Annotated in this window: 16 protein-coding genes and 1 tRNA gene; 3 read left to right on the top strand and 14 right to left on the bottom strand. The window is 49.2% G+C overall.

What is annotated here, in order from left to right; all coding sequences use genetic code 11:
• Window positions 1-284 precede the first annotated feature (284 nt).
• Together SPICO_RS01355 and SPICO_RS09635 are read left to right on the top strand one after the other, a co-directional pair.
• Window positions 285-1,823, top strand: coding sequence for a phytoene desaturase family protein (locus SPICO_RS01355; protein WP_215904622.1), 1,539 nt, complete (start codon window positions 285-287; stop codon window positions 1,821-1,823).
• Window positions 1,820-2,254: a MarR family winged helix-turn-helix transcriptional regulator gene (locus tag SPICO_RS09635; RefSeq protein ID WP_013738901.1), complete on the top strand. Its 435-nt coding sequence runs from the start codon at window positions 1,820-1,822 to the stop codon at window positions 2,252-2,254. Before SPICO_RS01355 ends, SPICO_RS09635 begins: the two co-directional genes overlap by 4 nt.
• A 174-nt stretch (window positions 2,255-2,428) precedes the next feature.
• Here SPICO_RS09635 and SPICO_RS01345 read toward each other — a convergent pair whose 3' ends face one another.
• The 6 genes from SPICO_RS01345 to SPICO_RS01320 form a co-directional block, all read right to left on the bottom strand.
• The gene (locus SPICO_RS01345; protein WP_013738900.1) at window positions 2,429-3,529 is read right to left on the bottom strand and encodes an ABC transporter ATP-binding protein; all 1,101 of its coding nucleotides are present in this window, start codon (window positions 3,527-3,529) and stop codon (window positions 2,429-2,431) included.
• Window positions 3,530-3,539: 10 nt separating this feature from the next.
• Complete coding sequence (locus SPICO_RS01340; protein WP_013738899.1) at window positions 3,540-5,771, bottom strand: ABC transporter permease; 2,232 nt, start codon at window positions 5,769-5,771, stop codon at window positions 3,540-3,542.
• 187 nt (window positions 5,772-5,958) lie between these two features.
• Window positions 5,959-6,999, bottom strand: coding sequence for an ABC transporter substrate-binding protein (locus SPICO_RS01335; protein WP_013738898.1), 1,041 nt, complete (start codon window positions 6,997-6,999; stop codon window positions 5,959-5,961).
• A 452-nt stretch (window positions 7,000-7,451) separates the two neighbouring features.
• Window positions 7,452-7,523: transfer RNA gene (locus SPICO_RS01330), tRNA-Gly, on the bottom strand.
• A gap of 669 nt (window positions 7,524-8,192) precedes the next feature.
• On the bottom strand, window positions 8,193-9,863 hold the full coding sequence (locus tag SPICO_RS01325) for a formate--tetrahydrofolate ligase (protein ID WP_013738897.1): 1,671 nt from the start codon (window positions 9,861-9,863) through the stop codon (window positions 8,193-8,195).
• Window positions 9,864-9,937: 74 nt separating this feature from the next.
• Window positions 9,938-10,444 carry an asparaginase domain-containing protein gene (locus SPICO_RS01320; protein WP_013738896.1) on the bottom strand — a complete coding sequence of 169 codons (507 nt, stop codon included), beginning with the start codon at window positions 10,442-10,444 and terminating at the stop codon, window positions 9,938-9,940.
• Window positions 10,445-10,679: 235 nt separating this feature from the next.
• Between SPICO_RS01320 and SPICO_RS01315 the strand changes: the two genes are divergently transcribed.
• The gene (locus tag SPICO_RS01315) at window positions 10,680-11,774 is read left to right on the top strand and encodes an ABC transporter ATP-binding protein (RefSeq protein ID WP_013738895.1); all 1,095 of its coding nucleotides are present in this window, start codon (window positions 10,680-10,682) and stop codon (window positions 11,772-11,774) included.
• An 85-nt stretch (window positions 11,775-11,859) separates the two neighbouring features.
• Here SPICO_RS01315 and SPICO_RS01310 read toward each other — a convergent pair whose 3' ends face one another.
• From SPICO_RS01310 to SPICO_RS01280, 8 genes are all read right to left on the bottom strand, one after another.
• Window positions 11,860-13,167 (bottom strand): aspartate kinase, encoded by a 1,308-nt coding sequence (locus SPICO_RS01310; protein WP_013738894.1) that lies wholly within the window; start codon window positions 13,165-13,167, stop codon window positions 11,860-11,862.
• Window positions 13,168-13,321: 154 nt separating this feature from the next.
• Window positions 13,322-14,623: an ATP-binding protein gene (locus tag SPICO_RS01305; protein ID WP_013738893.1), complete on the bottom strand. Its 1,302-nt coding sequence runs from the start codon at window positions 14,621-14,623 to the stop codon at window positions 13,322-13,324.
• Between the two features lie 277 nt (window positions 14,624-14,900).
• Window positions 14,901-16,427, bottom strand: a complete 1,527-nt coding sequence (locus SPICO_RS01300; protein WP_013738892.1) for a catalase — start codon at window positions 16,425-16,427, stop codon at window positions 14,901-14,903.
• A gap of 144 nt (window positions 16,428-16,571) precedes the next feature.
• Window positions 16,572-17,219, bottom strand: a complete 648-nt coding sequence (locus SPICO_RS01295; protein ID WP_013738891.1) for a hypothetical protein — start codon at window positions 17,217-17,219, stop codon at window positions 16,572-16,574.
• Window positions 17,220-17,635: 416 nt separating this feature from the next.
• Window positions 17,636-17,779, bottom strand: a complete 144-nt coding sequence (locus tag SPICO_RS10350; RefSeq protein WP_169310035.1) for a hypothetical protein — start codon at window positions 17,777-17,779, stop codon at window positions 17,636-17,638.
• Between the two features lie 44 nt (window positions 17,780-17,823).
• Entirely contained in the window at window positions 17,824-18,906 is a 1,083-nt protein-coding gene (locus tag SPICO_RS01290; protein WP_013738890.1) for a phosphotransferase enzyme family protein, read from the bottom strand.
• 31 nt (window positions 18,907-18,937) lie between these two features.
• Window positions 18,938-20,965: a DUF5107 domain-containing protein gene (locus tag SPICO_RS01285; protein ID WP_013738889.1), complete on the bottom strand. Its 2,028-nt coding sequence runs from the start codon at window positions 20,963-20,965 to the stop codon at window positions 18,938-18,940.
• Window positions 20,966-20,967: 2 nt separating this feature from the next.
• Window positions 20,968-21,837: a carbohydrate ABC transporter permease gene (locus tag SPICO_RS01280; RefSeq protein ID WP_013738888.1), complete on the bottom strand. Its 870-nt coding sequence runs from the start codon at window positions 21,835-21,837 to the stop codon at window positions 20,968-20,970.
• Between the last annotated feature and the right edge of the window lie 8 nt (window positions 21,838-21,845).

Here is a 21,845-nt window from a genome sequence, read left to right as displayed (position 1 = left end):
TTGTCACTTATCAACACTATACTGTCCGAACTATACGAACATATCCGAGTTTCTGCGAACTAAACCAAACTAAACTGTGTAAACTAAACGTTCGCATCGTTCATAGCGACGGCATCTTATCATTTTGCTCCCTACGAATTGTACGACAGGGGTGCCTGTGGTTATTTTCATCCGGGATGAGATATGCAGGAAGTAAAGTGAACGTCAATATAGCCAAAATTCCTTGCAATTACAGATAAATATTTGTATCACTCGCAGAATTTTGGTGATCGGATAAATTTTGTTTGGCATCTCTTCCGGTTTCTGATATAATTATTTCCGTAGAAACAATTATATCAGAAACATTCCTCTGGAGGTCAATTCATATGTCAAGCAAGCGGTTTGATGCAATTGTCATTGGAGCGGGTCCGGGAGGTTCAACTATTGCGGCTCTGCTCGCAAACTCCGGCAAGCGTGTTTTGCTCGTTGATAAAAACAGCTCGGCAGGCGGCAAGATGATGTCCATATACCGCGATGGGCATACATACGAGATGTTTCCGCTGAACCTCGTGCCAAACGCGCCATCGCTTTTCGAGAAACTCTCCGCCACTGTCGGCAAGTCTGTCCGCAATGTTGCCGCCGAAGTACCCGCTGATAAAACGAACATTCTCTACGGAGGTCGCGACGGTAAAGTCCGGCCTCTCGATGTGAGCGATTTTTCAACTTTCAAAGCAGTGGGGATAAAAGGTATCGGTGCGATTCAAGCCGGGCTTGTTATGCGTAAACTGTCAAAAATGAAAGAGAAGGATTGGAAGAAGCTCGAACACATCTCCGCTCTTGAGTATATGAACAGCCTAAAAATGCCGGAGGCGATGCGCGTATTCGTCACGGCATCATTCGGTGAAGGCGCATTTGAGATGACAAGCGACAAGGTTCCGGCATCGCATTTAGTCAGGATATTTCAACTCCTTATGAGCAAAGACCACCCGCAACCCCGTTACTACGAGGGCGGTGTAGGAGGCTTCTTTACAAAAATGGTGGAAGTCGTCCCGGAACATGGCGGTGAAATCCTCTGGAACACTCGTGTTAAGTCAATCGACACTGAGGACGGCAAGGCAGTGGGCGTAACGTTTGAGAACGGAGAAAGCTTTGTCGCTCCGCTTATAATATCGAATGCCGGACTAAGGCAGACCGTGTTCAGGTATGTGGGAGCGGATAAATTCCCAAAAGAATACGCCGAACGAATCCGTGGCTTGCAGAGCAACCTTGCGGATGTAGGATATCGCTTCTTCACGACCCAAAAGGTTCTTGAGCATTCAACGTACGTGTATTTCCCGTATAATTGTCTTGAGACTTGGCACGACTTCGAATTGATGCGCGACGGCAAAAAGAAGCCGACGAGCAACTACATCTACATTGGTTCAAAGTCAGTATTCCCGACAATATCCGCCAATGGCAAGAAGCAGGTCATATACGCCGTTATGAGCAGCCATCCGGAACCCGAACAGGATTTATCGCCATACCTCGAATACGTCGAGGGCAAAATGAAGATGTTGTTCCCAAAGCTCTTTGAGGAAGGCGTTATTGAGCGCAGAGAAGTCATGGGACTAAAGGAAGTCAGTACATTCGGCGTAGATAAAGTCTTTGACGGACAAGGCGGTGAAAGCTATGGCATTGCGAACTCTATCGGGCAAAGCGACGGTGACCGCCCGACCTGCAACCTCCCGATTGGGGGCTTGTATTGCGTAGGCAATGACGTAGAGGGTTTCGGTGTCGGCACCCACCGCGCTGTGGAAAGCGGATTCAAGGTATTTGAGAAAATCACAGGGAGCAAAATCCTATGAAAGAATACAAATTCGAAGGCAACTTTTACCTTTACGCCAAGCTAATAAAGCGGATGTATGAAAGCGCGCTGACAAAAGCCGCAGCAACCATTAAACTCACTTTGCCGGAGGCTGATGTTCTGTGTTTCTTGCGGGAGAACCCCGAATTTGACACCGCCCGCGACGTGGCCTTATATCGTGACGTGTCTCGGCCATATGTGAGCAAGGCTGTGGAATTGCTTGTGAACAAAGGCTATCTAATCGTTTCAGGTGACAAAGACGACAGACGCCTTCAACATCTGACAATCACTGAGCGAGGCAAACCGGCAGCAGAAGTGCTGCACAAAGCGCAGTATGCCTTTTATGATTCCGTGACAGCGAAACTGACTCAAGAAGAAACGTCCATGCTTCTGACGCTTATTGGAAAATGCGCGGAGACCCTTAACCCATAAACAGATTAGCGCCAACGTACAGAGATGCAATAGGAGCTATGAAAAATCCCCAGGATGATGACTGATGGTGAAATGGAAGGAACCTGCAACGGAAAAACTACAAAAAATCCTCCCGCCACATGTACGGGAGGATGCATCGACACGCATGAGCGCGTCCAGTAATCTTTGTTGGTTCTAATCTTCGTTTTTACTCAGCAAACGCACCCTGTCCGGCGTGAAAGCGATGGATACTTCCTCTCCTTCACGATAGACCTTCTTTGAACGGGGATCATCAAGCTGGACAAGGACTTCTCCGAACGATGTCTCAACAAAGCTTTCCATACTGTTTCCCAGATATACGTTCAAGCGAACCACTCCGTCTATGTACCCCTTCCCTTTTTCCTCAAACCGCAAGGATTCCGGACGAGCCATCACCACCGCGTCATCTCCAACATTGACATCAGGAGCGGCTTGCGCAACCTGAACGGTCTTGTTTCCCAAGGAGCATGTCCAGAGACCACCATCCTTGCTCACGACCTTTACAGGAAAGAACTCAGCCTTGCCGACAAAGCCCGCGACGAAACGCGAATCGGGAGCCTCATAGATTTCATCCGGCGCCCCAATCTGCCTCACATACCCATCTTTCATGACGACGACACGGTCGGATAGACTCATTGCTTCCACCCTGTCATGGGTAACATATATCGCGGTGATTCCCAGGCTTTTCTGTATCTTTCGTATCTCAATCCTCATCTGCTCACGCAACAGCGCATCAAGATTGGACAAGGGCTCGTCCAAAAGCAACACTGACGGGGTCACAATCAGGCTACGGGCAAGAGCCACTCTCTGCTGCTGTCCTCCTGAGAGCTTGGAAGGCGCCCTGTCTCCGTAATCTTTCAGCCCGACAAGCACCAATGTTTCATTGACACGCCGGGAGATTTCCTCGACAGGCAGTCCCCTGAGCTTCAATCCGTAAGCGACGTTATCAAAAACCGACATGTGAGGGAAAAGCCCATAGCTTTGGAACATCGTAGCCGTGTCGCGTTTGTTGGGCGGAAGCATGGTCACATCTTCCGAACCAATGAATATCTTGCCCTCCGTAGGCAACTCAAAACCCGCAATCATACGTAAGGTAGTCGTCTTGCCACAGCCGGAAGGTCCCAGCAGAGTCACCAGCTCCCCCGCCTCTATGACGAAATCGGCATCATTGACCGCGATGATATCGGCCTTGCCCCTGGTATTCTTGAACCTTTTGGTCACATGTTGCAGAGTTACTGAAACACTTTTCTTTTCCATATACTGCACCTCACCGGGTAGAAATAGATTTCTGCATGAGCTTGTCGTCCTTGACCAGCACCTGCATCAGGGCGAACACTCCCAGAACAATTACAATCAGAACTGTGGACAGAACACTTGCCAGCCCGAACCTCAGGTTTTCCGAGAAATTGAAAATCAGGACAGTCAGATGGTTCCACCGTGCCGATATCAGGAATATGATGGCGCTTACCGCAGTCATCGACCGCACGAAAGTATATGACATGCTGGAGATGAACGCAGGACGGACAAGAGGCAGGACAACGGTCCTGAACACTGTGGTGACATCAGCTCCCAAATCAGCCGCAGCCTCCTCAATGGCCGGATCAATCTGGTGAAGCGCGGTGATTCCGTTCTCAAGGCCGACCGGCAGCTCGCGAATCACATAGTTGATTACAATGATGGCCCCTGTCCCCACCAGGAGAATGGGCGGTTTGTTGAACGCCAGGATATAGCTGATACCAATTAGTGTTCCCGGTATGGCATAAGGACTCATAATCAACATCTCAAGTATCCGTTTAAAGGGGAATTTCTTGCGCACAATGAGCATGGCCGCCATCATGGCAAGCAGCCCCGCAATAGGAGTGGCTATACTTGCAAGCATTACCGTATTGCGGATACTTGTCCATCCGCGGCGCAGGGCTTCTCCCCAGTTGTCCAGCGTGAATGAGTAGTCTATGCCCCAGTTGCGGACAAAGCATCCCGCGACGATAGTCAGGTACAAAGCAGCGATGAAGCCGAGAACCGACCACGCAATGACTGTCAAAGTCTTGCGGACGGCAGGCGCGGTCAGTTCAGTGAGTACAGTTGACGGTTTGCCCGTCACCGTGACATAGCTCTTTCGGGATACCCAGAACCGTTGTATCAGAAACGCCGAGAGCGTAGGCATCAGCAGAAGGAATGACAACGCCGCTCCTGCCCCCAGATTACTCCGTCCCGTGACCAGCATGTAGGCTTCGGTAGACAAGACGCGATAATCGCCAGCGAGCAACAGGGGATTGGCGAAGTCCGCCAGGGAATTGGTGAACACCAGAAGCCATGCGCTGAGGATTCCGGGTACGGACAACGGCAGTGTGATGGAACGGAATGTCTGAAAGCGAGTCGCCTGCAAGTCAAGGGACGCATCCTCGACAGTAGAATCTATTTGCCGGAGCACTCCGCTGATTGTCAGGAATGCTATGGGAAACATGCCGATGACTTCTACCAGAGTCAGACCACCCAGTCCGTACATTGATGTATTGAGATGAAGTATCTGTCTGGAAATGAGCCCGTTGTTCCCAAAAAGAAGGATGATGGAAAGAGAAAGCGAGAACGGCGGCGAGATGACCGGCATGGTAGCCAGCGTGGTCATCAACTTCTTTTTCTTGAACGATGTCCGTTCCACAAGGAAGGCGAACAGATACCCCAGGACAGTGGAGATTGTTGCTGTCAGGAAGCCAAGGCGGAGAGAACCCCACAACGCCACCAGATAGGTCGGTGACAAGGTATCTTTCCATGTCTGCCATGAGAAATGTCCATCACGGGTGAAGGAAAGCCTTATTGCCTCCAACAGAGGAAACGCAATGAAAATAAACACAATGGCGAATAATCCGAGAACCATGAATCCGGTTACCGGATCACGGGTAAACATAAGAACGAACATGATACCGACGAATATTACGGCAAATCCTATGAGCAGCGTCCTCAGCAGACTGAGATAACCGGACGAAGCAACATCAGGAATCATGATCATGACAGCGCCTTCTGTCCCGAATCCGGATTCATCTTCTACAGGGATGAAGGCCACCCGGACACGACTGCCGCTGAGAACTCCAGGATCAAGGGACGCGTCCACTGAATAGGTCTGGGTGAGCATGAGCGGTTCGAGATAATAGACGCTTTCCTCTGCCCGGACAAATTCCGGCTTGTTTCTGTTGCTTTCCCACAGTGCCAAAGCTGCCGGGGATCCTGTTACGGGAATGAATTTTCCTGATGCGTCATCATACAGATGGTACAGGGCTACAGCTCCGGGGATGGCATCCCCTACCGTCCTAATCCATGAATCGTATTCCGTCTGCTCAAATTCATCAGGAGCCGTGCGCGCAAACAGTGTCATCTCTTTGAAATCGCGATTTTCCGCATATGTCATGAAGTTCGTCGAGAGCTGATTGTACAGCCATATGACGGCAATGACAAAAATGATTGACGCGACAAGGAATTGTATTATCTTTTTTTTGGATAACATACAGACCGCCTTGTTGGATGAAATGGGAAAGTCCTGGAATCATAAGAGGGCGTTGCAAAAGTAAGTTTTGTAGCATCCATCCCTCTTATTTTCCTACATAGTAAGGGGTCGTTGCTTAAGCTTTCACACTTTTGCAACAACCCCGCATTATTGGATACACGTTCCCCAGGAACGCATACAGGGATTGCTACCTTCCGATTTCTTTGTTCCAGCGGTCGAGCAAGCGGGTCTTGTTGACCGTATCCCCATCCCATGCCATGTCTTGGACGACAGTCTTAATCTCTGTGATGGACAGGGCATCAGGATGCTTCGGTGCGCCTTCGGCTACGAGTACAACATACCATTCAGTGAAGGTCTGCTGTGCGATGGGGCTGGAAAGTATCCAGTCATACAGCTTCTTTGCATTGACGGAATCTTTGCCGCCAGCTACCAAAGACATGGAGGCAAGTTCATAACCTGTGCCTTCGCTCGGTGCCGTGATTACGACGGGGGAGCCAGCTTCCTTGAGCTTGACCTGGTCGTGCGCATAACCGATGGCAATGGGAATCTCACCGATTGCGACGCTCTTGCCAGGGGCGGATCCACTTTGGGTATATTGGTCGATGTTCTTGTCCAGTGCCTTCAGGTACGCCATGGTGGCATCTTCAGTTCCCTGAATGTCAAGTATGGTCGTAATGACGTTGTACGCCGTACCGGAGGAATTGGGACTTGCCATGCGGATGTAGCCTTTGTATTCAGGCTTGAGCAGGTCTGCCCAGCTAGTGGGGATGTCCAGACCCAGCTCTTTCGCGCGTCCGGTATGGGTGACGAATGTCAACGGTCCGACATACAAGCCGATATAATAGTTGTCGGGATCCCTGAACTGCGCAGGAGTTTTGGCCGCATAGCGGCTGACGTAGGGAGTGGTCAGTTTTTTGCTCTTGGCGGTGATGTGGTCAAGGCCGACACCTCCAACCCAGATGGATGCCTGGGGATTCGATGCTTCCGCTTCGAGCCGCGCGACGGTTTCGCCTCCGGTCAGGCGCACAAAGTTGACTTTTATTCCAGTTTCAGCTTCAAAGAGCTGGAATAACTTGGCCGCAAGGGGTTCTTCAAGCGTGGTGTACGCATTGAGGCTACCGCTGGAAACGGCAGGTGTCGCGGCGGGTTTTGTTTCAGCGGATCCCTGAGCGAAAGCCATGGTCGCGATGAGGGATAACGCACAAAGGATAATCAGGAACTTTTTCATATGTCCTCCAAAGAATACAGGGTACAAGACACCTGCCCCGTGTCAGGGGAAGATGTTGCATGGCAGGGTAGCTCCCCGCTCTCCCTTTCCTGTCGTTCATGCTAACCCCGGCTTTCAAGCGCTGTCAAGGAAATAGCTTCTTTCATGTCAAAATTGTTCTGCATGCCGAAATCGTGGCTGAACCCTTTCCTGGTAAATATGGGGAGTGAGATTGAACATCTCATCACATGTGATTTAGAACTTAATGACTCGCCGCCAGGTAACGCCATATGCCATATGTTGCTCTACGTCAGATTCCGTTTGCTGTTGTCAATATAACGTTTATAGAGGGTGTAGCGTTGCTTCACGGCTATATTCTGTTGTCATTTTGGTGTAGATAACCAGAGTACCAGCTTCCAGCTTTTTCCCAAGAGCTTCACTAATTTCTTTATTTAAAACAATTTATTTTTTCAAGCGACAGAAGGGAGTCGAACCCTCATCACGAGCTTGGGAAGCTCGGGTAATAACCGCTATACGACTGTCGCACGTTGAAGAGTCTTGCTGTGTGATAATATAGCAAGCCACGTGAAAATTCAAGATATGATTTTCAATCATATTTACATACATATAAGGATATTCTGTGGTAGCGGCGCAGGTATTTCAGGAATGAGGGAAAGAATGACTCTTTTCTTCCTTGAACGCATATGCCAATAAAGCGGGATGATCCTACGGACTCCCGTATTTCTATATGTGAAGATGAGGATTCATTATCTATTATAATATTCCGATTTGGGAATTTTATATGAATCAAAGATATTTTTCCTTCATAAAAGCATTGTCATCATCCTCTTAACAATAATTCGAATATCTTTGGCAAACCCAGTCGCGTAAAGACATACATCTATGGCATCCCTACAGTCTTTTACCGGGTCTTTTGCAGCCATATAAGGGGAGATAACCGCCCCCAAGTTTCGGCTGAACCAAAAAAAAGGACCCATGCTCCTCCCCTGCATTCAGGCGTAAGAAACAACGGTGTCCATGAAGCATAGCGACAAACTGCGTTCAATGCGCGAAGCCGCTCTTTACTTGGTTATTACACACACCAGACTAGAGAACTCCAGACTTGGCGTAAAACGAATGATGCAACCAGTTTTTCTGCCTGTCAAGCTTTTTTATTATTCCGTTTCCGGGTTGATACTTGCAATCCCCTCAATTCAGAAAATCCCGCTTAACGTTCCGTCCGGGGCAATGTCCATGTTCTCAGCGGCTGGGACTTTTGGCAGACCGGGCATGGTCATGATACTGCCGCTCAACACGACAATGAAACCGGCACCGGCTGATAGCTTCACAGTGCGCACTTTGACAGTGAATCCCTCTGGACGAGCCAGTTTCTTAGGATCATCAGAGAGAGAATATTGCGTTTTTGCTATGCAAATAGGAAATTTGTCCAGCCCAAGATGTTCCAAACGTGCGATGCTGGCCTCCGCATCCTCGGAATACTCCACGCCTTGTCCTCCGTAAACACGGGTAACGATGGCCGCAATCTTGTCCTTTATTCTTGCCCCTGCATCGTAAAGCGGCGCATAGGGACGTCGGGGGGAGGCACTCAAACGGACAACCTCGGATGCCAACTCAAGCGCGCCATCTCCTCCCTTGCCCCATACATCGCTCAAAACTACCGGCACTCCGGCGTCTTCACAGAAAGAGCGCACCATATTCAATTCTTCAGGAGCATCAGCAGGAAAATGATTGATTGCAACTACGGCAGGCAACCCGAACACCTGTGTGATGTTCTCCATGTGCCTGGCAAGATTCGGCATACCTTTTTCCAGGGCGGCGATGTCTTTTTGGCCGGCATTCTCCTTACTTGCTCCCCCGTGCATCTTCAATGCCCTGACCGTGGCCACGATGACGACGGCATCCGGCATTCGGTTCAGCTCCCGACAGGCGATATCAATGAATTTTTCCGCGCCAAGGTCAGCACCGAAACCAGCCTCGGTCACAGCATACTCTCCCAGTTGCAGAGCTGTGCGCGTGGCAATGATGCTGTTGCAACCATGGGCGATGTTGGCGAAAGGTCCGCCATGAATCAAGGCGGGGTTGTGCTCCAGCGTCTGTACCAGATTAGGCATGAGGGCATCCTTGAGGAGTGCCGCCATAGCGCCATGTGCCTTGAGTCCCGCGGCAGTCACCGGCTTGTCGTCTTCCGTATATCCGACAATGATACGTCCCAGACGTTCCTTTAAATCCTCGGCATCACGCGCCAGGCAGAGAATGGCCATGACTTCGGAGGCGGCGGTAATCTCAAATCCATCGTCACGGGGGATGCCTCCCGTCTTACCGCCCAGTCCATCGGTGATGCGGCGGAGCTGACGGTCGTTCATGTCCATCGTACGTTTCCATGTGATGCGGTTGATGTCTATTTTCAGTTCATTGCCTTGGTAGATATGGTTGTCCAGCATGGCGGCCAGCAGATTGTTGGCAGAAGTAATGGCGTGGAAATCCCCGGTGAAGTGCAGGTTGATGTCTTCCATGGGAACTACTTGGGCATATCCGCCGCCTGCCGCTCCACCCTTGATACCGAATACAGGCCCCAAGGATGGTTCGCGCAACGCCAGGACCGCTTTCTTGCCCAGACGGTTGAGTCCGTCGGCAAGGCCGATGGCCGTAGTAGTTTTTCCTTCTCCGGCGGGTGTCGGATTGATTGCGGTGACCAAGATGAGCCGACCGTCAGGCTTCCTGTCGGAGAGACGGTTGACATCGACCTTCGCCTTGTACATGCCATAAGGAATGAAGTCGCTGATTCCCAAAGCAGTTGCGACGTCCGCAATCCTGTTCATTTCCGTGGCTTGTGCTATTTCGATATCCGTCAGGAATTTCCCCATGAGCTCCATCCTCCTTTCTCTCCAGCATCATTCGCCATACACTTTCAGCCCATTATAGGGAAACAGAGACGGTTTCATGTAAGCGTCTCGAAGATTCCTTTTGTTTTGTTCTTGACGCAATCATCCCATGTGAAGACTCGTCCGCTCATGCATATGTAGACACCGGGAGTGAGTACTTGGGCGGCGGTCATGGCACTGCCCAGATTGAAGGCGGCATCGGAACCCTCCAGGGAATACGGAATCATGGCTCCGGTGAACACCACCACATGCTGATCACCAGGGCCAAGTGTCCGGGCAACAATGGTGGCAGTCGCAATCATGGTATCGGTTCCATGGATGACCACGACCATGTTCTCCGGACTTTGTGAACACTCCCGTGCTATCTCGTTGCGCTGTTCTTCGGTCATTACCAGACTGTCAACAGCGACAGGGCCTACAAGGTGTGTTTCCAGCGTGCAACGGGCTTCCAGCAGAAGGCGGGGAAGTTGGGATGAACGGAATGTCAGCTCGCCCGTAATGGCATCATACTGTTTGTCAAATGTGCCTCCGGTGGTGATGATGCGCATGCGGCTGTCTTTCATTCGTGAATGCCTCCCACGGTTTCCCGCACTTGTGGCATCGTATCAAAAACATCCGATGGGGGCAAGGGAGACTTGGTTCAGTTGTTGTAAAAGCGGGATAAAACGTGGTGGTCGTGTCGCGCAGTCCTCACTGCCCCGCTATGACACGCTATGACACAATATGACAAGAATTTTGATTTGACATCAGTTTTCATGCGAGCTAAAATAGAATATCTATAAGATAAGAGGAGGCTGTATGGCCACAGTAACACTCACCGACATCACTAAAATATATGATGGCGGCGTAAAGGCAGTCGATAAGGCGAACATTATCATCAATGATCGTGAATTCGTCGTGTTCGTAGGACCTTCCGGTTGCGGTAAGTCCACTACCCTGCGCATGATTGCAGGTCTTGAGGACATCACAGAGGGAGAGCTTCGCATTGATGATAAGCTCGTCAACGATGTTCCCCCGAAGGATCGCGACATTGCCATGGTATTCCAGAACTACGCCCTGTATCCGCACATGACCGTGTATGACAACATGGCGTTCGGTCTGAAAATCCGCAAGTTCCCCAAGGATGAGATTGACCAGCGCGTCCGCGAGGCGGCAAAAATCCTGGACATCGAAGAACTTCTTGAGCGCAAGCCCAAGGCTCTGTCCGGCGGTCAACGTCAGCGCGTTGCAGTAGGTCGCGCCATTGTCCGTAAGCCCAAGGTATTCTTGTTCGACGAACCTTTGTCCAACCTCGACGCCAAGTTGCGCGTCCAGATGAGAGCGGAGATTTCCGGTCTGCACAACAGGTTGAAGGCTACCATGATCTATGTCACCCATGACCAGGTCGAGGCATTGACCATGGCCGACAAGATTGTTGTCATGAAGCTGGGTCTCATTCAGCAGATTGGCGGACCTCTTGAGCTGTACAATGAACCAGCGAACAAGTTCGTCGCAGGCTTCATTGGCTCTCCTCCGATGAACTTCCTGGTGACTGCCATTGAGGAAGACGGAGGCGCGTTGTATGCCAATGAAGGCAGTTTCCGCATCAAGTTGACTGACACTCATGCCAAGCTGCTGAAGTCTTATGTTGGCAAGTCCGTCACCTTCGGCATCCGTCCTGAGGATGTCACCTTCTCCCATAAGGCAGAAGATGGCGTCACCATCAACGGACAGGTCAGCGTTGTCGAGCCTCTCGGTTCCGAGACCCACGTCTATGTGGCGACTTCCCGCAACCAGGTCATTGGCAAGATTGAACCGAGCGTCAAGATTGCGGTGGACGAACCTATCTCCCTGATTCCGAACCTCGCCAAGGCGAAATTCTTTGATTTGGAGACTGAGGAAGCCATCCGCTAGGTTTTGTTAGGGTTTCATCGCTCACTAACATGGCACCGTGGTTGAAGAACCACGGTGTTTTTATACTGTGTCGCTGTCGGCATCTTTACGCCAAGACTGTCTCGTAGAGGATTTTGACTGCTTCCGTGGCATGGGTTTCCTTGACCACGATCAGCGCACTGACTTCGGACACGCCATACGTGACGCCACAGACAGGAATATCATGTTCATCAAGACTCTGGATGCCATGGGCGAATTTTCCCGGAACATCCATGATGGCTTCTCCTACGATTCCGATTACCGCATGGCCTGATGTGAGCTCCACTCGGTCAAGCTCGAACTCCTGACGCAACCGCTCCACCATTTCCCCAGCCACGGCGTCAGTGGTCTGGGTATTGTCGTAGAACCAGACGATGGAATCAATGCCATAGGTCGAGTATTCAGGACGCACACCGAACACATGCAGCAAGGTCAGCAGGGCATGCCGTATACCAGGCTGCTTGAAAAGCATCAGCTTGTGAATCATGAGGCGCGTATATCCTTTCTTCGAGGACACGCCGGCCAGAGGTCGTCCCGATGTGTCCCTGCGGGGAACGATACGCGTACCGGCATCCTTGGGCGCATTAGTGTTCTTCACAATGACAGGAATATTGAGAGGGATGACAGGAGCGATGGCCTCCTCATGGAATACCCCCGCTCCTACTGCCGCCAGGTCGCGGACTTCCGAGTATGTCATTTCGCTGATGACATGCGCGTCGGGAACGATGCGGGGATCCGCGGCGAAAATTCCGGACACATCCGTCCAGTTTTCATATGCCTCGGCTTTCGCCGCACGAGCCACAATGGCTCCGGTGATGTCAGAGCCTCCACGGGAGAAAGTCTTAATCTGGCCTTCCGCGTTGACACCATAGAAACCAGGCAATACGTACCGGCCATCGGAAGAAAGAGCTTGGGAGAGATGGAGCAGTGAACTGTCATCCGGCGTCCCGTCACTCTTTACGACAATAAGCGGCGCGGTATCTATGAATTTCCATCCCAGATATTCCGCTACAAGCCGAGCACTTAAGTATTCTCCGCGGCTGGCGGCGTAATCAGCTCCACGGGAGGAACTGATGTCTTCCCGGATTGTCTTGAATTCTTCGTCCAGAAGTGTTTCATCCATCCCCAGGCCACGGATGATGGTTCGGTAGCGGTCCTCAATCTTCCTGAACACGGGGAGACAGGACTTGCCTTCCGCTACGAGAGCCGCGCATTTGTATAGCATGTCGGTTACTTTTTCATCTTCCGCAAACCGGCGGCCAGGAGCCGATACGATAACGATATTTCGTTGGTTATCTTCATGCAGTATTGCTTTTACTTTCTTGACATGGGCGGCGTCAGCAACGCTGCTTCCCCCGAATTTGCAAATTATCATTGGTGGATGTCTCCCCCTGGAACAGTTGTAAAACATGCAACGACACACTGTGCCATCCGTCTGATTGTATTGGCGGTTTGTGGATTGTTCAAGTATGGTAAAGGAAAAACAAATGCCATGAGGATGATATGCAGCAATCGTGAATCCAGGTTTTTTACACAGAGCTGGCAATGCATCCGACAGCATAAAGCGGCAGGTTAAGCAACCAATCCGCCCTCTTGTAATCCGACATGGATGTACGGATGGACAAGCCTGGATGGTATTTGTCCGCAAAGGCTCTCAGGCTTTTGCTCTGTAAGTTTAGTTCTGCTTTGACCTCAAGAGGGATTGCGGAATTCCCCATATCAAGCAGAAAATCAATTTCAGAAGTATTTCGCTCATTCGTCCAATAATACGTGTCGATGTCCGGAATTGTCTTCAATTGCTGCAACACATATTGTTCAGTCAATGCACCTTTGAATTCCACGAAAAGCGCATTGCCATCAAGCAAAACTTCCTGACTGAGCCGTGTCATGCATGAAAGTAAGCCGACATCCACAATGAACAATTTAAAAGCTTTCAAATCTTCGTATGCTTTAAGTGGCAGGTTCGGTGCAGTGACACGATGAACTTTGTGTACAAGACCACAGTCGGCTAGCCACATCAGGACATATTCGTATTCCCGCGCTCGTGCGCCTTCCTTGATAAGGCCGTAGATGAATTTTTTGTTTTCTTTTGTAAGCTGTGCCGGAATACTATGCCACAGCATGCGGATACATGGAACAACATCGTTCGGTGCATGTTTGGAGAAGTCCTGCTCATAGGCAACAAGGATGCGCTTCTGAATCTCACGAACTTCAGGGAAATTCCGGTCAGTAGCAAATGATAGCACTGCCTCCGGCATGCCTCCCACATAATAGTAATGTTTTAATAAATCTATGTACTCCTGTCTGAACGAAGACACCATGGCGAAATCATGTTTTCCCAATAGGGATGCAAACTGCCCTTTCCCCATGGCAAGCATGAATTCAATGAACGAAAGTGGATAAAGATCCAAGAACTCTACTTTCCCGACGGGGAAAGACGTACCTTGGTGGAGTGCAATCCCAAGCAGTGAACCTGCGCAGATTATTTGATATTCCGGTTTGTTTTCGTTGAAATACTTAAGGGATGTCAATGCTGTTGGTACTTCTTGTACTTCATCAAAAATAATGAGGGTGTTGGCCGGATTGATTTTATGACCCGCATAAAGCTCAATGCCAGTGATAAGGCGGATGACATTGAAGTCAACAGAAAACAGTTCCTTCATGAGTTGATTGTTATCAAAACTGATATAGACAGTGTGCTCATACTCAGTCCGTCCGAATTCTTTCATCAACCACGTCTTGCCGACTTGACGCGCCCCACGGATGATGAGTGGCTTCTTAGTGCTTTTCGCCTTCCAATTTTTCAGGGCTTCCATTGCTGTACGATACATGGCGCACTGCATCCTCCGATTCAAGAGATAGTAATAGTATATGAGCAAAATCACAAAACATGCAATGACTTTTTGTAGCGTAAACACATTTTGTTCATAGGAGTTTTTGGAATACAACGCCTTTATCTTCTGAAAAAATCTTCTGGGAAGATTGATTTTTCCCGTATATCAATCACATGGCAGCCAGTCGGAAAACGACATATAGACACAATATGCAGGGCGCAATGCATTCGTTACGAAACATTGCACCCTTAAAGCCCGCAAAGGAATGAAAATCCTATGCGTCCATCTTCTCCTGATAAGTCACCTTGTTCAAATCATTGTTGGAGAGTTTTGACAGCTCAATCACCTTTGCAAAATCCAATCCAACCGCTTTCGTGAACCGTTCGCCGTATTCCTTGTCGGCATGATAACAATGCACGGCATGACGATACTTGATGTTTTCAGTCACAGGAGCAATGTCGGCTGCGGTATTCTCAATAAGAATCTGTTTCTTGTCCTCGGTCATGAGACGCCACAGCTCTCCTCCGGCACGGAAACAGTCGTCAGTCGGATCATCCTTGGGATCATAGCGATACATGGCTCCTTCCAAATCCAAAGGAGGTTCCGATACTTCAAGCTGGGCAGTCCACACCCCATAACTGTTCGGGGTATACGCCGGAGCACCGCCGTAGTTGCCATCGACCCTCATGGAACCATCTCTATGGTAATCGTTCGTCTCCACACGTGCTTTGTTGACTGGAATCAGGTTATGGTTGACTCCCAGGCGATACCGCTGCGCATCACCATAGGAGAACAGCCGTCCTTGGAGGAAACGGTCAGGGCTGAAGCCGATGCCTGGCACAACGTGCGCGGGAGTAAAAGCCGCCTGCTCAACTTCCGCAAAATAGTTCTCCGGATTGCGGTTCAACTCAAGTTCGCCTACTTCAATAAGCGGATATTCCTTATGGCTCCATACTTTTGTAATGTCAAAAGGATTCTCATGATGTCCTTTGGCTTGCTTCTCCGTCATGATTTGGACATACATTGTCCATTTGGGGAAATCTTCTCGTTCGATGGCATCGTACAAATCTTTTCCATGATATTCACGATCCATACCATTGATTTTTGTAGCTTCTTCATTGCTGAGATTCTTAATCCCCTGCTGTGTCTTAAAATGGAATTTACACCACACTCTTTCACTCTTGGCATTGTAGAAAGAAAAAGTATGCTCCCCGAAGAAATGCATGTTCCGGAAGGATGCGGGGATGCCTCTGTCACTCATGACAATCGTAATCTGATGGAAGCACTCCGGAAGAAGCGTCCAGAAGTCCCAGTTATTCTGCGCTGACCTGCGGCCGGTACGGGGATCTCTTTTGACCGCCCGGTTTAAATCAGAGAAATTGTGGACATCGCGGATGAAAAACGTAGGAGTGTTGTTGCCTACGAGATCCCAGTTGCCTTCCTCTGTATAAAACTTGACGGCGACACCCCTGATATCACGTTCACAATCTGCCGCGCCACGTTCCCCCGCGACAGTAGAAAAGCGAATGAACAAATCCGTCGTCGTACCAGGTTGAAGTACTTTTGCTTTCGTATACTTCGATATGTCTTTTTTCACGGTAAGTTTTCCGTATGCACCCCACCCCTTTGCATGCATCCTTCTTTCTGGTATGACTTCACGGTTGAAGTGCGCCATTTTTTCCATCAGCCATACGTCTTGCATGACAACCGGGCCGCGAGGGCCTGCGGTAATCGCGTTCTCGTTATCCGCAACGGGAGCGCCGACTTCATTGGTCAGTTTCTTGAACTTGTCCTTTTCCATTGCTCTACTCCTTTGTGCTATATAATTTGTATCATATGGTTACTTCATTCACGGAATCACAGAATCATCTCCCGCAATACGCCTTTGCTGATGATAAAAGAAGCAATACCGATGATAAGCCCGAAAGACATTGCGGCATCCTCCCTACAGCGACAGGCACATAACAAGCATCCAAAGGTACATGAGCGACTTTGGAAGCATCAACATCCCAATCTTCGGATATTTCAAAGAAAAAACGACGACGGGAAGATAGCACAGAAAACTGATGATGATGGCGATATACATATGTCCCAGCCCAACCATCTCATTCCTATGCAAAAAATACCATATCGCGACAATCCCGCCGAGCATCAGAAAGGGGATGTTCCGTGCAATCGACCATCCAAAGGAGGGGCTTGCAGCTGTCCACCCATTACCGGAGGCAAAACACAATGCTATTCGGACAAGAGCCAGCGAATATACAGTGAGCGTCCACCCCTCATTGGCAGGCAGGAGGGCTACACGATGTCCGATGTGCCACAAGAATAGATAGAAAAGCGTCATGGAGATGGATGCAATCTGACGGCCTCTCCCCAATGCCTTCTGCATGGCGGCGGAGCCATGTTTCACTGCCACTATCCTGGGTATCAGATGAAAGGCATCCCCTGCAACAAGAACCAAAGCCATTGAACCAGCGAGCATACGAATTCCAGGAGCTTCAGAGGTAAGGAGCAATACCATGCCAATGGTAAATGCCGAGGCTAAGTATAGTAGCTCAAATAGTGACTCGCCTATTTCGGCGGCTTTTTTCATGGCGTTCCCCTATTGCCTTTATCCATGTATCCGATGCTGACAGATAGATTCTCCTTCTATGAAAGCCCCCTATCCTAAATGATAATTAGTATCATTATTATAGTTTGTACTGTATATATCTCCATATTGCAAGGAAACAATCAATTTTAAAAGCCAAAAGTTCAAAAGTCCAAGAGAAATACGCTTATGACAAATTAAAGGTCAAATTAAACATATACAGAAGAACTTATGAAGTTTGTTGCTGCATCATATGGTGGTATAGTTTCAGTGATTGTTGGCATAAAGAGAATTACGAGTAGTATACCCGTAAGTATAATAGTAAGTTTGCAACTCCTTTTCTGTTTCACAAAAAAAGAACCGCGGGGAAATATATTCCCCGACAGTCCTTCCGGCACACACAGTACACGTACAGGCAATTACTTTGGATTGATGATATCCTGAACCTCAGCACTGTTGATATTCGCAGCATCGACAATGAGCGTACCGGTATCAATAGTCTTCTGAGCAGGTTTGGCTCCCTTTGCAAGGTCAACAGCCAGCTTTACGCCTTCATAACCCATGAAGTACTGACGCTGAATTTGATTTTACTTCTCGTCTACGGAGGTCAGTGACTCAGTCTATATTGATGGGCTTTTCTTACGATGATGTCTTCCATCTGGTCCCATGACTGTTCCATCTGGGATACCAAAGAAAATTGAGTCCGGCATCGATCGATGTTCTGTTTTGCCCTATGAATCCTGAAATAGACATCTCCGGAAATATAATCGGTCAGAAAACGCATGCCGCATTCCAAGGTCATCATCTTGGCTCCATCACGCAGATGTAAGATTTCTTCATCAGTAAGGCTGGAACCACACGCTGAGAGGAAGCCATCCGTATAGGCTTCAAAATAATCAAGGGAAAACACGACCTTCGACAAATCAGTTTCATCTTCGGATGCCAGAGACGCTCCAAAGCGGATGGAATCTCCGTAGTCGTTGACGGAAAAACCTGGCATCACGGTATCCAAATCTATGACACACAATGCCTTGCGTGTCTTTTCATCCAACAGTACGTTATTCAGTTTAGTATCATTATGCGTCACGCGCAAAGGCAAGTCGCCTTTTTTCCATAAGTCCATCAACACTGACATATATCCGGCCCGTTCATGTACGAAGTCTATTTCCCGAACCACCTCGGCAACCCTGTCAAACGCATCGGCTTCGACCATATCCTGAAAATTCCTGTAGCGGTACGGAGTATCATGAAAATGAGGAATCGTCTCAACCAACGTATGAGCGGGAAAATCGGAAAGAAGGTTCTGGAAGGTGCCGAATGCCACGGCGCTTTCCCTGAAATCGTCTTCCGTCTCAGCTTTCTGGAGACAAATGCTGTTTTCAATGAAATTATACATGCGCCAGTAGAAACCATCGTCATCAACTAAATAGTCAAATCCTTCCGTAGTCGGAATCAACCTCAGGGATACCAACGGGGACTTCTTGCTTGATACATGGGAAGTGACAGATGAAATGTTCCGCATGAGGCTCACAGGATCCTGAAAGACACCAGTATTGATTTTCTGCATGATATATGCGGCCGATGTGTCGGTCTTCACGAGAAAAGTCTCATTGATATGTCCCATGCCATATAACGCGCAATATATGGGATGCCCCTGTGTGCGAAAACGTTTTGCTTGTCTGATGCCCATTTTATCTAATCCTACCTATCCTGCATGGAAATTAAAGCATCCTGAAGTCAAGTGATTCAGGAGGCGTCACTGTACGTACTACTTCTCTGTATGCTTCCTCAAAAGTCTTACCACCGGAGAGACTTTTAATCGTCTGAATCCCAAACCATATGTCAGTCAACGGCGTCTCCCCTTCCCTGATGTTCGCGAAAGAACGTCGCAAGACAGTCTCTGCACCTTGAGCATCCCCTTCACGTACACACAAACGCCCATTGTCCACGGCAAGCACATCGCTCACATCTATCATCCACTGAGGAATTCCCTTAAAGAAGATTCGTGCTTCTTCAGTCTTTCCTGATGCAATCAGCAGAGTGAAAAGTTCTTCCGCAATCCCTTGATCTTTTTGACCACCCGGAGTCCGCCATGCTTTTTCATAGCAGGCAAGAGCTTCATCATCATGCCCCTGTCCTTTCTCCCACAGCGCAAGATTGCGCCATGCCCATGCATTATCCATCAATTTTACAGATTGTGTCCACCAAGAACGCGCTTCATGAAAAGCACCTTTTTCATATGCAATGACTCCCAGATGAAGACAGACATTCCAGGATATCTCTTTCTCTGAATGGACAAGACTGGTTTTCAGGAGGCCTTCCCATTCCGGGGAGACAAGAAAATGCCAGGGAAGTTCACTGGGAACGTGTGGCGGAAAACACCCATGCCGGAGAAGCATCAGATATGGCTTCTGGTCATCATCCATGCTTTCCACGGGAAAGGCTACTCTTTCAGAAAATGGGGAAAGTCCTGCCTGCCGTCGCCTTTCATTCTCCAAAGCGCCCCAACCGCTCCCCTGGGATATGATGGTACCATCTGTCAGATATTCCAAAGCCGCGGCGTGTTCGTCATATTCCTTCAAACGCCGGGCACCCGGATTGGAAGACACCGTCTGCGCGACATGAACACGAGCATCCTTATAAGAGCCATGGACAAGAGAGGAATCCACTTCCAGAAGACCGAACATCTGTGTCCATCTCCATTGTGTGCGGGCAGGCATGAGCAGACCATGAAGCTGTGTCGGCGCCAACCCTGCCTGGATTTCAATATAACGGCGTTCATCTCCACCTAAAAAGCGCTGCCATTGTCTTCCGCCATTTAATGTTCCCCAGCAGAACATTTTGCGATATCTCAAGGGTTGTATTGATATTTCAAAAAGTCCGGAACCATCATCCTCCAACGCTGCTTCCCAAGGCATACTTTGCGCATCGTTTTGGAAAAAGTATTCATCGGAATAACCAATACGTGCAGGATAAGACACGTCAGTGTTTCCTGTGATTGACAGATGGGGAAGCCTGCCAGCCATTATCCTCCGTGTCCCTGGAGAGGCAAACGGGTCAATGGTGATGACTTCGGCGGACTGTGAGAATATTCGCGTCCCTTGTGTTTCCGGAACCGCTATGTTGGTCCAATAATACATGCTCGTCGGTTTATCTTCCGGATTCTCAACCACCACGTGCGCGACCAAGACAGGACTGTCATCCGGTAAATGGAAATCAATATGCCATAAGAGGCCATGACATCGCTCGTAATCATATATCCGGAGAAACTGCCCGCTCCACTCACATTCATGCAAGGAACAAAATACAGGTTCACACGTTGAGAAGGCATGTCCGTATTGTCCTATGTTCCATTCTATGCCCCCGGAGAACCATGCGTTCCTGATTGCCAAGTTAGCAGGTTGGAAAATATTGTTCCGGTACAGAAGCTCCCGTTTTTCTTTTTTTGCATACAGGGACCAGAGCCGTCCACCAAGCCTTGGAACGAACTCTGCACACAGGAAGTCATTTTCCAGGATGATTGTAGGGAAGGTACGGATGCTTCGGTTGCGGTCGTACCGATCCTGATTCCGGTAAGGCAGCATCCTGCCGCCGGTCTCATATCCCAGCAACTCCTTCCATTCGGAAGGGAAATCATCAGGCGCAGAAACTACCCGATCCCTTTGAAAGTCACGAAACCGAGGCAAGGGAGAAGTTCCAGGGAAATCCGCCGCCTCAAGTTCAAGAGTACCATGTCTGACAGTACCCATGGCTACCCCTTTATTGCACCGGCAGTGACGCCTTTTATGATTTTATCAGACAAAAACAAGTAGAGGATGAATGTCGGCAGGAAAACAATGACCACGCTTGCGAACATACCGCCCCAGTCTCCGGTATAGCGCATTGACTGAATCATGTTGTACAGTCCTACGGCGACCGGTCTGACCGCAGTCTTGTTGGCAAAGATGAGTGCCATGAAATATTCATTCCAGATGGTGATGAAATTGAAAATAGTGACGACCACAAGTCCTGGCTGGACAAGCGGGAACATGATGCGCCAGAAAGTCCCCATGGAAGAACATCCGTCAATGGCGGCCGCCTCCTCATATGTCGTGCTCAAGCCTTTGAAAAAGGACAACAGGAAGAACACTGCAAAGGGAATGTTCATGGATATGTACAGGAACATGAGAAGCCAGCGATTATTTGTCAGACGCAGACGTGATACAAGGCCGAACAGTGGCATGATGATCATGATAGCCGGAATACCGAGAGCTGCGGCGAACATGTTCTGTATGAGAATATTTCCCTTGAACTTGAAACGGGAAAGCACATAGGATGCCGGAGATGCTATAAGCACTATGGCCGTACATGATACGGCGGTATAGAGCAGCGAGTTCATGAAAAAGACAGATACTCTCTGGGTTTTCCATGCCTTCACATAGTTCTCAAGATGGAAACCGCTCCCGAACTCAAACATGTGATCGGAAAAAATTTCACTCGATGTCGAAAAAGAAGCGAAGAATACCCAGCCTATCAATAAGAAGGTAAACACCACCCAGGCAAGAATGATCACGTATCCGGGAAGGAGGCGTGCATGATGGATGAGCTTTCCTGGTTTCATCGGTTTGCTGACGGTTTTCATACATCCCC

Source organism: Parasphaerochaeta coccoides DSM 17374 (genome assembly GCF_000208385.1).
In the GTDB taxonomy this organism is placed as follows: Bacteria; Spirochaetota; Spirochaetia; order Sphaerochaetales; family Sphaerochaetaceae; genus Parasphaerochaeta; species Parasphaerochaeta coccoides.
Note: the sequence above shows the minus strand (reverse complement) of the source record. Positions and strands in the feature narration are given on the sequence as shown.

What these genes read in the sequence shown, in the direction of transcription:
- SPICO_RS09635 (WP_013738901.1), top strand. Translation starts at nt 1,820, where the DNA reads ATGAAAGAATACAAATTCGAAGGCAACTTTTACCTTTACGCCAAGCTA.
- SPICO_RS01345 (WP_013738900.1), bottom strand. Translation starts at nt 3,529, where the DNA reads ATGGAAAAGAAAAGTGTTTCAGTAACTCTGCAACATGTGACCAAAAGG.
- SPICO_RS01340 (WP_013738899.1), bottom strand. Translation starts at nt 5,771, where the DNA reads ATGTTATCCAAAAAAAAGATAATACAATTCCTTGTCGCGTCAATCATT.
- SPICO_RS01335 (WP_013738898.1), bottom strand. Translation starts at nt 6,999, where the DNA reads ATGAAAAAGTTCCTGATTATCCTTTGTGCGTTATCCCTCATCGCGACC.
- SPICO_RS01325 (WP_013738897.1), bottom strand. Translation starts at nt 9,863, where the DNA reads ATGGGGAAATTCCTGACGGATATCGAAATAGCACAAGCCACGGAAATG.
- SPICO_RS01320 (WP_013738896.1), bottom strand. Translation starts at nt 10,444, where the DNA reads ATGAAAGACAGCCGCATGCGCATCATCACCACCGGAGGCACATTTGAC.
- SPICO_RS01315 (WP_013738895.1), top strand. Translation starts at nt 10,680, where the DNA reads ATGGCCACAGTAACACTCACCGACATCACTAAAATATATGATGGCGGC.
- SPICO_RS01310 (WP_013738894.1), bottom strand. Translation starts at nt 13,167, where the DNA reads ATGATAATTTGCAAATTCGGGGGAAGCAGCGTTGCTGACGCCGCCCAT.
- SPICO_RS01305 (WP_013738893.1), bottom strand. Translation starts at nt 14,623, where the DNA reads ATGTATCGTACAGCAATGGAAGCCCTGAAAAATTGGAAGGCGAAAAGC.
- SPICO_RS01300 (WP_013738892.1), bottom strand. Translation starts at nt 16,427, where the DNA reads ATGGAAAAGGACAAGTTCAAGAAACTGACCAATGAAGTCGGCGCTCCC.
- SPICO_RS01295 (WP_013738891.1), bottom strand. Translation starts at nt 17,219, where the DNA reads ATGAAAAAAGCCGCCGAAATAGGCGAGTCACTATTTGAGCTACTATAC.
- SPICO_RS10350 (WP_169310035.1), bottom strand. Translation starts at nt 17,779, where the DNA reads ATGGGTTATGAAGGCGTAAAGCTGGCTGTTGACCTTGCAAAGGGAGCC.
- SPICO_RS01290 (WP_013738890.1), bottom strand. Translation starts at nt 18,906, where the DNA reads ATGGGCATCAGACAAGCAAAACGTTTTCGCACACAGGGGCATCCCATA.
- SPICO_RS01285 (WP_013738889.1), bottom strand. Translation starts at nt 20,965, where the DNA reads ATGGGTACTGTCAGACATGGTACTCTTGAACTTGAGGCGGCGGATTTC.
- SPICO_RS01280 (WP_013738888.1), bottom strand. Translation starts at nt 21,837, where the DNA reads ATGAAAACCGTCAGCAAACCGATGAAACCAGGAAAGCTCATCCATCAT.